General features: G+C 71.2%; 15 protein-coding genes. 8 read left to right on the top strand and 7 right to left on the bottom strand.

The window, feature by feature from the left end; all coding sequences use genetic code 11:
* Window positions 1–5 precede the first annotated feature (5 nt).
* Window positions 6–1673, bottom strand: a complete 1668-nt coding sequence (locus ABZW17_RS39070) for a hypothetical protein (protein ID WP_354825621.1) — start codon at window positions 1671–1673, stop codon at window positions 6–8.
* Window positions 1674–1903: 230 nt separating this feature from the next.
* Here ABZW17_RS39070 and pdxH point away from each other — a divergent pair, with 230 nt between their 5' ends.
* The 3 genes from pdxH to ABZW17_RS39055 all read left to right on the top strand — a co-directional run bounded on the left by pdxH (window position 1904) and on the right by ABZW17_RS39055 (window position 4504).
* Window positions 1904–2581, top strand: a complete 678-nt coding sequence (gene pdxH / locus ABZW17_RS39065) for a pyridoxamine 5'-phosphate oxidase (RefSeq protein WP_354825618.1) — start codon at window positions 1904–1906, stop codon at window positions 2579–2581.
* Between the two features lie 67 nt (window positions 2582–2648).
* On the top strand, window positions 2649–3935 hold the full coding sequence (locus ABZW17_RS39060; protein WP_354825616.1) for an MFS transporter: 1287 nt from the start codon (window positions 2649–2651) through the stop codon (window positions 3933–3935).
* A gap of 23 nt (window positions 3936–3958) precedes the next feature.
* Complete coding sequence (locus tag ABZW17_RS39055; RefSeq protein WP_354825613.1) at window positions 3959–4504, top strand: DUF3558 family protein; 546 nt, start codon at window positions 3959–3961, stop codon at window positions 4502–4504.
* 75 nt (window positions 4505–4579) lie between these two features.
* On the opposite strand, the gene ABZW17_RS39050 is transcribed toward ABZW17_RS39055, so the two are convergent.
* Genes ABZW17_RS39050 through ABZW17_RS39040 form a run of 3 tightly spaced genes read right to left on the bottom strand, consistent with a single transcriptional unit; the run spans window position 4580 to window position 6851 of the window.
* The gene (locus tag ABZW17_RS39050) at window positions 4580–5404 is read right to left on the bottom strand and encodes an MBL fold metallo-hydrolase (RefSeq protein WP_354825610.1); all 825 of its coding nucleotides are present in this window, start codon (window positions 5402–5404) and stop codon (window positions 4580–4582) included.
* Window positions 5401–6273 carry an MBL fold metallo-hydrolase gene (locus ABZW17_RS39045; RefSeq protein WP_354825607.1) on the bottom strand — a complete coding sequence of 291 codons (873 nt, stop codon included), beginning with the start codon at window positions 6271–6273 and terminating at the stop codon, window positions 5401–5403. The genes ABZW17_RS39050 and ABZW17_RS39045 overlap by 4 nt, the downstream gene beginning before the upstream one ends.
* Window positions 6273–6851 (bottom strand): TetR/AcrR family transcriptional regulator, encoded by a 579-nt coding sequence (locus ABZW17_RS39040; RefSeq protein WP_354825604.1) that lies wholly within the window; start codon window positions 6849–6851, stop codon window positions 6273–6275. Before ABZW17_RS39040 ends, ABZW17_RS39045 begins: the two co-directional genes overlap by 1 nt.
* 65 nt (window positions 6852–6916) lie before the next feature.
* Here ABZW17_RS39040 and ABZW17_RS39035 point away from each other — a divergent pair, with 65 nt between their 5' ends.
* The 3 genes from ABZW17_RS39035 to ABZW17_RS39025 all read left to right on the top strand — a co-directional run bounded on the left by ABZW17_RS39035 (window position 6917) and on the right by ABZW17_RS39025 (window position 9589).
* On the top strand, window positions 6917–7822 hold the full coding sequence (locus ABZW17_RS39035) for an aldose 1-epimerase family protein (RefSeq protein WP_354825601.1): 906 nt from the start codon (window positions 6917–6919) through the stop codon (window positions 7820–7822).
* The gene (locus ABZW17_RS39030) at window positions 7789–8271 is read left to right on the top strand and encodes a GNAT family N-acetyltransferase (RefSeq protein ID WP_354825598.1); all 483 of its coding nucleotides are present in this window, start codon (window positions 7789–7791) and stop codon (window positions 8269–8271) included. The genes ABZW17_RS39035 and ABZW17_RS39030 overlap by 34 nt, the downstream gene beginning before the upstream one ends.
* Window positions 8272–8371: 100 nt before the next feature.
* Window positions 8372–9589: an amidohydrolase gene (locus ABZW17_RS39025; protein WP_354825595.1), complete on the top strand. Its 1218-nt coding sequence runs from the start codon at window positions 8372–8374 to the stop codon at window positions 9587–9589.
* Between the two features lie 48 nt (window positions 9590–9637).
* On the opposite strand, the gene ABZW17_RS39020 is transcribed toward ABZW17_RS39025, so the two are convergent.
* The 3 genes from ABZW17_RS39020 to ABZW17_RS39010 all read right to left on the bottom strand — a co-directional run bounded on the left by ABZW17_RS39020 (window position 9638) and on the right by ABZW17_RS39010 (window position 12076).
* Window positions 9638–10243, bottom strand: coding sequence for a Uma2 family endonuclease (locus ABZW17_RS39020; protein WP_354825592.1), 606 nt, complete (start codon window positions 10241–10243; stop codon window positions 9638–9640).
* Between the two features lie 112 nt (window positions 10244–10355).
* Complete coding sequence (locus ABZW17_RS39015) at window positions 10356–10889, bottom strand: Uma2 family endonuclease (RefSeq protein ID WP_354825590.1); 534 nt, start codon at window positions 10887–10889, stop codon at window positions 10356–10358.
* Window positions 10890–10939: 50 nt separating this feature from the next.
* Entirely contained in the window at window positions 10940–12076 is a 1137-nt protein-coding gene (locus tag ABZW17_RS39010; RefSeq protein WP_354825587.1) for an acyl-CoA dehydrogenase family protein, read from the bottom strand.
* Window positions 12077–12164: 88 nt separating this feature from the next.
* Here ABZW17_RS39010 and ABZW17_RS39005 point away from each other — a divergent pair, with 88 nt between their 5' ends.
* Window positions 12165–12746: a TetR/AcrR family transcriptional regulator gene (locus tag ABZW17_RS39005; RefSeq protein WP_354825585.1), complete on the top strand. Its 582-nt coding sequence runs from the start codon at window positions 12165–12167 to the stop codon at window positions 12744–12746.
* A 41-nt stretch (window positions 12747–12787) separates the two neighbouring features.
* On the top strand, window positions 12788–13729 hold the full coding sequence (locus ABZW17_RS39000; RefSeq protein ID WP_354825582.1) for a carbohydrate kinase: 942 nt from the start codon (window positions 12788–12790) through the stop codon (window positions 13727–13729).
* The last annotated feature ends 4 nt before the right edge of the window (window positions 13730–13733 follow it).

The raw sequence follows: 13733 nt of genomic DNA, 5'->3' as shown, positions 1-13733 counted from the left end.
GGACGTTACGGCGTCCGCGCGGCCGGCAGGCCCAGGTCGACCGGGCCGGTCGTCCGGCACATGTCGTGGCAGGTGTCGTCCAGCGTGCAGCACAGCGAACAGATCGGGCCGTCCTGCTTGGCGCAGTCGGCGACGTCCGGCAGCTCGTACGGGTCGCCGCAGACCGAGCAGGTGTGCGTCGCCCGCAGGTCGGCCCCGGCGACCGCGACCGTGTTCTCCCGCGCCAGGTAGTACTTCCCGCGGGTCGCCACGGCGAGTGCCGGGACCCCGACGATGGCGATGACCAGCGCGAGCAGCGGGCTGAACGCGGCCAGGAACGGCCCGAACGCACCGAAGTACGCCACGATCGACACCGCCGACGCGACCACCATCGAGCCGAACCCGACCGGGTTGATCTTGTGCAGGTAGGCCCGCTTGAACTCGATGTACCGCGGCGAGAGGCCCAGCGGCTTGGCGATCACCAGGTCGGCGCAGACCGCGCCGATCCACGCGATGGCGACGTTCGAGTAGAAGCCGAGGATCTTGTTCAGGAAGCCGAACGCGCCGAACTCCATCAGCGCGAGCGCGATCCCGCAGTTGACCAGCACGTACCAGACGCGGCCGGGGTGGCGGTGCAGCACGCGGGAGAAGAAGTTCGCGAACGACAGCGAGCCGGAGTAGGCGTTCGTCGTGTTGATCTTGATCTGTGAGACGACGACGAACAGCGCGGCGAAGGTCAGCGCGACCGGCCCGAGCGCCGGCTTCACCGCTTCGAGGTAGGGCGCGATCGGCTCCAGCGCGTGCGCCTTCCCGACGACGCCGAGCGCGAGGAAGGCCAGCAGTGCGCCGCCGATCTGCTTCGCGGCGCCGAGGATCACCCAGCCGGGGCCGGCGGCGAGCACCGCGGCCCACCACGAGCGCTTGTTCTCCGCCGTCTTCTCGGGCATGAACCGCAGGTAGTCGGCCTGCTCGCCGATCTGCCCGATCAGTGACAGGGCGACACCCATCCCGAGGCCGAAGCCGATCGCGGAGAACCCGGCGCCGGCGCCTTCAGTACCCCCGAAGTGGGTGAATTCGGCGAACTTGCCGGGCGCCCGGACCAGCACGACGACGAAGGGCAGCACCAGGCCGGCGATCCACAGCGGCTGCGTCCAGGTCTGCATCTTCGCGACCGCGCCCATGCCGTAGAGGGCGAAGGGCAGCACGATGAGCGTGGCCAGCAGGTAGCCGACGGGCAGCGGGATGCCGAGGGCGAGCTCGAACGCCTGGCCCATGATCGAGCCTTCGAGCGAGAAGAAGATGACGGTGAAGCTCGCGTAGACGAGCGAAGTCAGCGTCGACCCGAAGTAGCCGAAGCCGGCTCCGCGGGTCAGCAGGTCCATGTCCACTCCGGACTTCGCGCAGGCGGCCGCGATGGGCACGCCGGTCACGAAGATGACGACGGCCGCGGCGAGGATCGCCAGCACGCCCGAGGTGAAGCCGTAGGAGAGGACGATGCTGGCGCCGATCGCGAAGTCGGCGAGGTAGGCGATGCCGCCCAGCGCCGTCGTCGCGACCACGAACGGGGACCATTTCCGGAACGAATGGGCGGCGAAGCGCAGGGAGTAGTCCTCGCGGTTTTCGTTCGCCGCGAGCGGGGCGTACCGGCGTTTCGGCGGGGCGGTCTTTTCGGCGTCGGACAGGGTCTCGGTCATGCCTGCCTCCGGGGGTGGTGGGGAACGCGCCGAAGGTAGGTCTTTCCTGTATCGATCCTGGTCCGGGAGGTAACGCGGGGGTTACGGCTTGTTGTCCAGCGGTTACGGCCGGGTGGCGAAAAAGAGGTGTCGGGTGTCACCGTTAGGTGGGTTCCGCTGCCGGTCGCGAGGCCCTAACGTGCTCAGAGCCGAAGTCGACTGATGCCCCGACCGGGCGTGGAGGTTTGGCGATGATGCCGGAAATCGAGGACCAGGTGGAAGACGCCGTCGTACGCCTTCCCGGAATGCGCGTGGCCTACGACGGTGCCGCGTTCGACGAATCCGCGCTCGCCGCCACCTGGACCGATCAGCTGCAGGGCTGGCTGAACCAGGCGGTCGCGGCGGGCATCGCGGAGCCGAACGCGATGGTCCTCGCCACGGCCGACGCCGAAGGCCGCCCGTCGTCCCGCACCGTGCTGTGCAAGGGCCTCGACGACCGCGGCGTCGTGTTCTACACGAACTACACGTCCTCGAAGAGCCACGACCTGACGGCGACCCGGTACGCCTCGGTGACGTTCCCCTGGTACGCGCTCCACCGCCAGGTCCACGTCCGCGGCGAGGTCGAGAAGGTCGGCGTCAAGGAGACGGCGGAGTACTGGGCCCAGCGGCCCCGCGGGTCCCAGCTCGGGGCGTGGGCGTCGCCGCAGTCCCGGGTCGTCGACGGCCGGCGCGCGCTGGACAACGCGCTGCACGGGATCGAGCGGCGCTTCGCGGACGTCGAGCGGATCCCGGCCCCGCCGCACTGGGGCGGCTGGCGGATCCGCCCGGACCTGGTCGAGTTCTGGCAGGGCCGCGAGGACCGCATGCACGACCGGCTCCGGTTCGTGCGCAACGACGACGGCTGGAACATCGAGCGCGTCGCGCCGTAGGCCCGGGGTTCCAGGGCGAGGTAAATCACCTGCGCGGTGATAGTTAGCCCCGCTAAGCTGATCTGTCGTGACTGGTGAACCGGGGACCTTGCCGCCCCGCTCGGGCCTCCGCAAGTTCCTCGGCCGCATCGTCGTCGACACCCGGCCGCTCAAGATCGCCGCGTTCCGGCGGCTGTGGCTGTCCACTGTGGTCACCGCCGTCGGGACGCAGCTGACCGCCGTCGCCGTGCCCAAGCAGGTCTTCGACCTCACCGGGTCGTCCGCCTACGTCGGGCTCACCGGCCTCGTCGCGCTCGTCCCGCTGCTGGTGTTCGGGCTCTGGGGCGGCGCCGTCGCCGACGCGGTCGACCGGCGGAAGCTGCTGTTCGTCACCAACGTCGGCGTCGCCATCACCTCCGCGCTGCTCTGGCTGCAGGCGTTCGCCAACTTCGGCTCGGTGTGGCTGGTCCTCGGGCTGCTCGCCGTCAACCAGGCGTTCTTCGCGATCAACATGCCGACGCGCGGCGCCGTCGTCGCGCGGCTCGTGCCCGACGAACTGCTGCCGTCCGCGAACGCCCTCAACACCACGATGTCCACCTTCGGTGCCGTCTTCGGTCCGCTGTTCGCCGGCGCGCTGATCCCCGTCCTCGGGCTCTCCACCCTCTACCTGATCGACGTCGTCGCCCTGACGATCACGCTGTTCGCCGTCTGGCGGCTGCCGTCGATCCCGCCGCTGAACGGCCCCTCGCGCCGCGCCGGCCTCCGCGACGTCGTCGACGGCTTCCGGTACCTCTCCGGGCAGAAGGTCCTGCTGGCCTCGTTCGTCGTCGACATCATCGCGATGGTCTTCGGCATGCCGCGGGCGCTGATCCCGGAGATGGCCGAGCGGACGTTCGGCGACCCGCCCGGCGGCGGCCCCGCGCTCGGCTGGCTCTACGCGGCCCTGCCGCTGGGCGCGATGCTGATCGGCCTCTTTTCCGGCTGGCTGACGCGCATCCACCGCCAGGGGGTCGCGGTCGTCGTGGCGATCTGCGCGTGGGGTGCCGCGGTCGCCGCGTTCGGGCTCGCGCACTCGCTGTGGCTCGCCGTCGTCTTCATGGCGCTGGCGGGCGCCGCGGACATGGTCAGCGCGGTGTACCGGATGGCGATCCTGCAGGTCGCGACCACCGACGAGATGCGCGGCCGGCTCCAGGGCGTGTTCACGGTGGTGGTCGCGGGCGGCCCGCGCATCGCGGACCTGACCCACGGCTGGGGCGCGGCGGCGTTCGGCACGACGGCGGCCGCGAGCGCCGGCGGCGTGCTGGTGATCGTGCTGGTGTGCGCGTCGATGTTCCTGCTCCCGGCGTTCTGGCGGTACCGGGCCCCCACGGCCTGATTGATCCGGGTTAGGGTGCGAGCATGCGTACCTTTTCTGTCCTTTTGGTCGCTTTCGTCGCTTTGACCGCGTGCTCGTCCGCGGAGAAGCCGGCGCCGTCCTCCTCCCCGGCGCCGAAGCCGGCCCCGAGCACGAACCCCGCCGCGGCGGCCCTGGACCCGTGCAAGCTGCTGCCCGCCGACGCCGTGTCGAAGGCCCTGTTCCTGGACAACCTCAAGGCGGTCCCGGGCCCGGCGGAGAACAGCACGGCCAACGGCGGCAAGGCCCGCAGCTGCGAGTACCAGCACGACGGCAAGGCCGCGGGCGCGCTGGCGGTGACCCGCTACGAAGGCAAGCAGGGCAAGCCGGCCGAGATGGTGGCATCGGTCAAGAAGGCCAAGCCGGGCGCAACGGACGTCCCAGGCTTCCCGGACGGCGGGGTCTACTACGTCGACGGCCAGAAGACGGCGACGCTCGCCTCGGCGGAGCTGGTGTCGGGCACCCCGGTGATGATCAGCTACACCGGCCCGGCGAAGGTGACGGCGGAGCAGATCGCGCCGCTGGTCAAGCAGGCCCTCGCCGCGAGCTGAGCAAGCCCGGCCGGCGAGCTGCCGCGCCGGGCCGCGCGGCAGCCAGCCCGCGCATCGGCGGAAGCTCGTCGAGGCTCACCGGCGCAGGGCGGCCAGCTCGACCGGGCTGTGCGCCGAGAACACCGTCACCTCGTCCTGGTGCGCCCGCGCCAGCTCGTGCAGCCGGGCCAGGTTCTCCAGTCTCGGGCCGCGCAGGGTCTGGACGATGTTCTGGAACGCCGTCAACCCCGGGGGGCAGTGCGGGGCCACCGGGTCCAGCTGGCCGTGGAAGAAGTACGCGTCGCCCGCGTGCAGGAGCCAGCCGGTGCCCGTGTCGATCGCCACGCCCGTGTGGCCGCGGGTGTGGCCCGTCAGCGGGACCAGCAGGATCTCCTCCGGCAGGCCCTTCAACGACCGGACCGCGTCGAACCCGAACCACGGCTCGCCGGTCTCGTCGTAGGTGCTCCACAGCGGGCGGTGCGCGAACTGCGCCGCGCGGTAGCGGTTCTTCTCGGCCGCGTTCGCCGGGGACGTCGCCGCGCGGTGCTCCTCCGCGCGGACGTGCACCGCGGCGTTCGGGAAGTCCGCCAGGCCGCCCGCGTGGTCGACGTCCAGGTGCGTCGCGACGACGTGCCGGACGTCGGCCGGGTCCAGGCCGAGGGCCTTGATCTGCGCGACCGCCGTCTCGGCGGCCGCCGGCTTCGCGCCGACCATCGCCAGGAACGGCCGGCCCAGCCACTCGCCGGGGCGCGCCACGCCCTGGGTGCCGAAGCCGGTGTCGACCAGCACCAGGCTGTCGCCGGTCTCGATCAGCAGGCAGTGGGCGACCAGCTCGGCCCGCCGCAGCAGGCCGGGCCGGCCGTCCAGGAACTTGCCGCCCGCCGGCCGCATCGTCCCGCAGTTCAGGTGGTGCACCTTCATCCGCTGCTCCTGCTCGTTTTTCGGGAGTCCGGGGCGAAGCTCCGGTCGGCACCAGCGCTCAGCCGGAGGAACTCCGTCTCGTCGTGCGCGGCGAAGACGGTCACCTCGCCGCCGTGCTCCTGAACAAGCTGGCGCAGGCGGCGGTGGTTGTCCAGTCTGGCGCGCTTCACCGTCTCCATGTGGCCCTCGAACCACCTCAGCCCGGGCGGGCAGTGCGGGTCGGCCGAGACCTGGCCGTGGAAGAAGAACGAGTCGCCCGCGTTGAGCAGCCAGCCGTGGCCGGTGTCGACGGCGACCCCGGCGTGCCCCCGCGTGTGCCCGGCCAGCGGGACCAGCAGGATCTCCGGCGGCAGGCCGTCGAGCTGCCGGACGGCGTCGAAGCCGAACCACGGCTCGCCGGTGTCCGCATAGGACGTCCACTGTGGACCATGAGCGAACTGGATCCGGCGGTACCGGCCGCGTTCGTCGGCGCGGGGCTCGGTGAACGCCCGCAGTTCTTCGGCGTGGACGTGCACCCGCGCCCACGGGAAGTCGATGAGCCCGCCGGCGTGGTCCAGGTCGAGGTGGGTCAGCACGATGTCCCGGACGTCCATCGGGTCGAAGCCGAGCGCGCGGACCTGGGCGATCGCGGTCTGCGCGGGGTCGGCGACCGGGTTGGACTGGCGGACGAACCCCGCGCCCAGCCAGGCGTTCCGGTCGACCGCGGCCGGCGTGCCCATGCCGGTCTCGACGAGCACCAGCCCCGTGTCGGTTTCGAGCAGCAGGCAGTGGCAGACCATGGTGGCGCGCCGGAGCAGCCCCGGCCGGCCGTCGATCAGGCGGCCGCCGAGCGGGCGCATGGTGCCGCAGTTCAGGTGGTGGACGCGCATCAGGAGAACTCCCGGTCGAGGGTCGTGTGCAGGTGGGCGGCGACGGCGCGCAGCGGCGCCAGGTCACGGCGGGTGCGGGCCAGCAGCAGCCCGCCCTCGATCGCGGCGAGCACGATCGTCGCGAGCTCATCGGCGCGGGCGGTGGAAAGCCCTTGTGCAGCAAGGTATTCGCTGAGAACGCCGTGCCAGGACGCGTAGCCGTCGGCGCAGGCTTCCCGGATGGGTTCGCTCGACGCAGCGGCGTCCAATGCAACCGTCGCAAGGGGACAGCCACGCTGGAAGTCCGATCCGGTCAGGAAAGTCCCGAGCGCGTCGACGGCCCGGTCGATCGCGGTCGCCGGGTCGGGGGCGTCGGCCAGGATCGCTTCGAGGAGGGCGCCGGTGCGCTCACCCGACAGCCGGACGGCTTCGGCGGCGAGCTGCTCCTTGCCGCCGGGGAAGTGGAAGTAGAGCGACCCCTTCGGCGCGCCCCCGGCCGTCGTCAGCTGGGTGAGGCCGGTGGCGTGGTAGCCCTGGGTCTGGAACAGGTCGGCGGCGGTGTCGAGCATCCGCTGCCGCGTGTCGGTGCGGCGAACCATGGGGGAACCGTAGCGCAAACTATGACGACCGGTCTAGTTAGTCCATGGATCGGTAAGGTCGTGCCATGGGCAACCCGACCGGTCAGCAGTTCGAGATCACCCGCGGCAACGCTCGCGCCGTCGTCACCGAAATCGGCGCCGGCCTGCGCGCGTTCGAAGTCGGCGGCGTGCCGTACGTCGAGGAGTTCCCCGAGGACGCGCACCCGCCGAAGGCCGCCGGGCAGATCCTGCTGCCGTGGCCGAACCGGACCAAGGGCGGCCGGTGGACGTTCCAGGGGGAGACCCAGCAGCTGGAGATCACCGAGGAGGCGCGCGGCAACGCCATCCACGGCCTGACCCGCCACCTCGAGTGGGAGCTGGTGGAGCACGCCGAGTCGTCGATCACGCTGGCCGTCGACGTCGAGGTGCAGCCGGGCTGGCCGGTGCCGCTGCGCGCGACTGTTACGTATGAGATCGCCCCGCGCGAGCTGATCGTCACCCACGAGATCCGCAACGAGGGCGAGCAGCCGATCGGCGTCGGCGTCGGCACGCACCCGTACTTCCGGCTCGGCGACGTCCCGACCGACGAGGTGACCCTCACGCTGTCGGCGAGCCGCGTCCGCCCGTCGCGGCCCGACGAGCAGATGCCCTACGCCGAGGAGCAGGACGTCGAAGGCACGGAGTACGACTTCCGCGGCGGGCGGCTCCTGGCCGGCGCCGACCTGGACACGGCGTTCGGCGGCCTGGCCGCCGCCGAGGACGGCCGCCACCACATCGTCCTGTCCCACGACGAGCAGCAGCTGCTGGTCTGGACCGGCCCCGACTTCCGCTGGGCGCAGGTGTTCACCCCGGACGACCTGGTCGGCCGCGGCCGGGCGGTCGCGATCGAGCCGATGACCTGCCCGGCCGACGCGCTCAACACGGGCACCGACCTGATCGAGCTGGAGCCGGCGGCGTCGTGGTCGGGCAGCTGGGGCATCCGGCTCCCGTGAAGCCGCTTCGCCTGAGCGTCGCCGACGCGGGCGAAGTGCTGACGCTGCAACGCGCCGCGTACGTCACCGAGGCTCGCGCGCACGGGGACCTGGATCTGCCGCCGTTGCTGGAGACCCTGGACGAGACGCGGGTGGCGCTGACCGGGCTGTCCTGGGGAATCCGCGAGTCGGGGCGTCTGGTCGCTTCGGTGCGGCTGACGGTGACCGGCGCCGTGGGCGTGATCGGCCGCCTGGTCGTGGCGCCGGATCGGCAGGGAGCCGGCCTGGGCGGCGGCCTGCTGCGGTTCACGGAGTCGGCGGCCCCGGCGGAGGTGACGCTGTTCCGGCTGTTCACGGGCTCGAAGAGCGACGGGCCGCTGCACCTGTACGCCAAGCACGGGTACCGCGAGACGCACCGGACGCCGGAGCACGACCACGAACTGGTGCACCTGGAGAAGCCTCGGACTTAGGCTGCTCCGGTGCAGTCGGTGTCGTTCTGGCAGGCCTGGGCTCCTGGCGAGCTGAGCCCGGCGGTTGCGCGCCGCGGTGAGTTCGTTAGCGTGGCGAACTATGGCGAAGGCAATTGTCGGGGGCTACGTCGTCCCCATCGACGGTGATCCCATCGAGGGCGGCACGGTTCTGATCGACGGCGGCCGGATCGTCGAGGTCGGCACCGAGGCCGACGTCGACATCCCGGAGGACGCCGAACTGGTCGACGCGGCCGGCACCTGGGTGCTGCCCGGCTTCATCGACGCCCACGCCCACCTCGGCGTCCACGAGGAGGGCGAAGGCTGGTCGGGCAACGACACGAACGAGATGACCGACCCGAACGGGGCCCGCTTCCGCGCCGTCGACGGCATCGACCCCTACGACTCCGGCTTCGACGACGCGCTGGCGGGCGGCGTCACGAGCGTTGTCATCAAGCCCGGTTCGGGCAACCCGATCGGCGGCCAGACGATCGGCGTCAAGACGTGGGGCCGCACCATCCTGGACATGGTGTTCGCGGAGCACGTCAGCGTGAAGAGCGCGCTCGGCGAGAACCCGAAGCGCGTGTACGGCGAAAAGAAGCAGACGCCGTCGACGCGGCTGGGGGTCGCGGCGATCCTGCGCGAGGCGTTCACGAAGGCCCGCAACTACCAGGCGAAGCGCGCGCACGCGGAGTCCGAGGGCAAGCCGCACGAGGTCGACCTCACGATGGAGACGCTGTCGAAGGTCCTCGACGGCGAGCTGTACTGGGACCAGCACGTCCACCGCGCGGACGACATCGTGACGGCTCTGCGGCTGGCGGACGAGTTCGGCTACAAGCTGGTGATCAACCACGGCACCGAGGGTCACCTGATCGCGGACCTGCTGGCGTCCCGGGAGGTCCCGGTGATCCTCGGGCCGCTCTTCACGACGAAGTCGAAGGTGGAGCTGCGCAACCGCACGCTGCGGTCGGCGGGCATCCTGGCGCGGGCCGGGGTGAAGATCGCGATCACGACGGACCACCCGGTGATCCCGATCAACTTCCTGGTGTACCAGGCGGCCCTGGCGGTGAAGGACGGCCTCGACCCGGCGACGGCGCTGCGTTCCCTGACGACCAACCCGGCGTCGATGCTGGGCCTGGACGGGCAGATCGGGTCGTTGAAGCCGGGACTGGACGCCGACGTGGTGCTGTGGTCGGGCGACCCGCTGGACGTGATGAACCGTGCTCTGCGCGTGTTCGTCCGCGGTGACGAGGTGTACCACTTCGACGAGTCGACGGGCGAGGGCGTGTCGAGGGACCGCCGGTACCGGGAGACCCACTGAGTTTCGGGCGGCACGCCGGTAACCGGGCGGTTCCGGCGTGCTGCCCGATCAGTCGAGGAGGGCGTCGAGGTCGAGCTTGACCGGGAACGGGACGTCGGTGGTGAAGGTGCCGGTGACCGCCGCGGCGTCCAGGTAGCCGAACTCGCCCGCCTGGTGGCACGCAACCAGCGAGATGGGCTCGCTCGTGTCGATGATCCAGTAGTGCGGGATTCCCGCGTCGGCGTACTCGTCGTGCTTCACGTAGTAGTCGGTGCGCTTCGACCCGGGAGAGACGACCTCGATGACAACGGCTACTTCCTCGGCTCGCACCATGGCGCCGTCCCGGCGAATCCGGGCAATACCCGCTCTCTCGACGATGAGCAGGTCCGGGCGCCGGGAAAAACCTGGTTTGCCTTTGGGTGCCAGGCCGAGGTTCACATCTGTTTCCGGTAGGACGCGAAGGTGGCTCGGCAACTGCCCGGCAAGGTGCTGTCCGAGTTCGAAGACCACGATGTTGTGATCGGCGACGGGGCTCGGTGACATCACGACGCGGCCTTCCACGAGTTCGGTGAAACCTGTATCGGTCTCACCGAGCGCCGCGTACTCCTCGATCGTCAGCAGGTGATCGGGGATTTCCCACCGGCTGGCCGACTTGGGCTGGGGAACTGCGTTCACAGCCTCTCCTCACGTCCCCGGAATTGTCTCACGGGCTCAGGTGCAACCATCCGTAACGCTATCTGTACCGAGCGTGTGACACCTCGCCTCGAACCGGTGAACCAAGCCCCGCTCAAGGGACCAAGGCATCCAGGTCGATCCGCACCGGAAACGGCACCTCGGCGACGAAGGTCCCGCTGACCGCGGGCGCATCGCGGTAGCCCTGGCACGCGACCAGCGAAACCGCCTCCCTGACGTCCACGATCCAGTAGTGCGGGATCCCCGCGTCCGCGTACTCGTCGTGCTTCACCTGGTAGTCGGTGCGTCGGGAATCCGCGGCCACGACCTCGGCGACCACGACCACCTCGTCCGCCCGGAACAGCCCGTCGCCGCGGGTGAGGGCGGCTCGGGTGACGATCAGGACGTCCGGGCGGCGGGCGAAGCCCGGCTCGCCGTGCGGGGCCAGGCGCAGGTCCACCTCGTTGCGGACCACGAACGCCAGCCCCGGTGGCAGCTGCCGTTCGAGCTGGGCGGCCAGCAGGCACACCGCCACGTCGTGGCGGCGGCCGGAGCCGGGGGACGTCACCACGCGGCCCTCCACCAGCTCCGTGAAACCGGTGCCGTCGAGGGCCGCGTACTCCTCGACGGTCAGGAGGTGACCGGGCATGCCACCGACGGTATCCGTCCCCGGACGGCGACACCGGTCGCTCGATCGGGCTAAGCCTGCTTCAGCTCCCGCGCGATGACGACCCGCTGGATCTGGTTCGTCCCCTCGAAGATCTGCGGCACCTTCGCCTCGCGCAGGTACCGCTCCACCGGGAAGTCCCGCGTGTACCCCGCCCCGCCCAGGACCTGGACCGCGTCCGTCGTCACCTTCATCGCGCCGTCCGTGGCCACCAGCTTGGCGATCGACGCCTGGCGCTGGAACGGCATCCCGCGGTCGCGTCGCCGGGCCGCGTCCAGGTAACACGCCCGCGAGGACTCCACCACCGCCGCCATGTCCGCCAGCAGGAACTCCACCCCCTGGAAGTCCGCGATCGGGCGGCCGAACTGCGAACGCCCCTTCGCGTACGCCACGGCCTCGTCGAGCGCCGCCTGCGCCAGGCCCACCGCGCACGCCGCGATCCCGAGCCGGCCCGAGCTCAGGGACGCCAGCGCGATCCGCAGCCCCGCTCCCGGGGCGCCCAGCAGCCGCGCGGAAGGCACCCGGGCGTTCTCGAAGACCATCTGGGCGGTCGGGGACCCGGTGAGCCCCATCTTCCGCTCGCGCGGGGCCGCCGAAAGGCCTTCGGTCGCCGCCGGGACCAGCAGGGTCGAAATCTCCGAAGCGTCCGTGCGGACCATCGTCGTGTAGAAGTCCGCCACCCCCGCGTGCGTGATCCACGCCTTCGTGCCGTTGACGACGTAGTCCGAGCCGTCGAGACGCGCGCGCGTCGTGAGCGCCGCCGCGTCCGAACCCGCCTGCGTCTCCGACAGCGCGTACGCGCCCAGCAGCGAACCTTCGAGCATCTCCGGCAGCCACTGCTCACGCTGCTCGTCGGTGCCGTACTCGGCCAGCGCGTAGCAGGACATCGTGTGCACCGACAGTCCGACGCCGACCGTCATCCACGCGGTCGCGATCTCCTCCAGCACCTGCAGGTAGACCTCGTACGGCAGCTCGCCGCCGCCCCAGCGCTCCGGGTACGGCAGGCCCAGCAGGCCGGACTTGCCCAGCAGGCGGAACTGCTCGCGCGGGAACTGCTCGGCTTCCTCGGCCGCCGCCGCTCGCGGGGCGAGCTCGTCGCGCGCGATCTCCCTGGCCAGGGCGACCAGGTTCTCGGCGTCGGAGTCGGGGAGCAAGCGTTCGGCGGGCATCGTTGTCCTCCAAAGCGGTACTGAAAACAGTACTGTGGGCCTGTCCAGAGTACAGTAGCGGGCGGAAGACGTAGGAGATAGTGAGCGAATGCGCCCCGAACCCCGCCGCCGGCCGACTGCTCGCCAGCGCGCCCTGCTCGCCGAGCTCGAGGCGCTCTTCCTGGCCGAGGGCTTCGCGGACTTCACCCTCGACGACCTCGCCGGCCGCCTCCGCTGCTCGAAGTCGACGCTCTACGCGCTCGCGCCCAGCAAGGAGCAGCTCGCCGTCAAGGTCGTCACGCAGTTCTTCCGGGGCGCCGCGGAGCGGATCGAGGAGCGCGTCGCCGGCATCGACGACGCCCGCAAGCTCATCGCCGAGTACCTGGCCGGCGTCTCCGAGCACCTCAACCGGGCGTCCGCCGCCTTCATGCGCGACCTCGCCGCCTTCGGCCCGGCCCGCGAGGCCTACCAGCTCAACAGCCGGTTCGCCGCGCAACGGCTCCGGCACTTCATCGACCGGGGTGTCGCCGACGGCGTCTTCCGCGACGTCCACGCCCGGCTCGTCGCCGAGATGACCGGGCTGATCATCGAGGGCATCCAGACCGGGGTGCTCGGGCGGCGGACCGACGTCTCCGACGCCGACGCGTTCACCGCTTTGGGGGAACTGCTGCTCGGGGGGCTCGACAAATAGCGGACAGGAATTGTCAGGCCGGGGTCAATTAAACTGCCGCCGTGATCGTCGTAGGCGGAGAAGCTCTGGTCGACCTGGTTCCCGGCGACCCCCTGGATTCCACTGTGGACGGTGGGCTGCGCGCGCTGCTGCCCCGGCTCGGCGGCGGCCCGTACAACGTCGCGCTGGCCGCCGGCCGGCTCGGCGTCCCGACGTCGTTCCTCTCGCGGGTGTCGACCGACCGCTTCGGCGAAGCGATGGTCGAACGGCTGCACGCCTCCGCCGTCGGCACGTCGCTGCTGCAGCGCGGCGACGAACCGACGACGCTCGCCGTCGTGGCGCTCGACGCGAAGGGCGCCGCGCGCTACACGTTCTACGTCGACGGCACCGCCGACCGGCTTGTCGCGGACCCCGGCCCGCTGCCCGAGAACGTGACCGCGCTCTCACTCGGCACGCTCGGCATGGTCCTCGAGCCCGGCGCCTCCGCCTACGAGGCGATGCTGCGGCGCGAGGCGGCCCGCGGTGTCCTGACCGCGCTCGACCCCAACATCCGCGAGGCGCTGATCACCGACCCGGCCGCCTACCGGGCCCGGTTCGCGTCGTGGCTGCCGGACGTCCGGCTGCTGAAGATCTCCGACGACGACGCCGCGTGGCTCACCGGCGGCGCCGACCCGGTCGCCGCGGCGAAGACGTGGGTCGAGTCCGGTGTGGACGCCGTGGTGCTCACCCGGGGCGCCGACGGGCTCTCGGTGATCACCGCCGCAGGTGAGCTGGCCCACGTGCCGTCGCGAAAGGTCACCGTCGTCGACACGATCGGCGCGGGCGACACCGTCCAGGGGGCGCTGCTGGCGTGGCTGCACACCCACGAGGCCGCCGACCTGGCCTCCCTCGACGCGGCCGCGTGGCGCGAGGCCCTCGCCTTCGCGGCGAAAGCGGCGTCCATCACGGTGTCCCGCAGCGGCGCCGAGCCGCCGACGTCCGCCGATCTGGCGTCCACCGTGTGAACCT

Origin of the sequence: Amycolatopsis sp. NPDC004625 (assembly GCF_040609695.1) — a bacterium.
Lineage (GTDB): Bacteria > Actinomycetota > Actinomycetes > Mycobacteriales > Pseudonocardiaceae > Amycolatopsis.
Note: the sequence above shows the minus strand (reverse complement) of the source record. Positions and strands in the feature narration are given on the sequence as shown.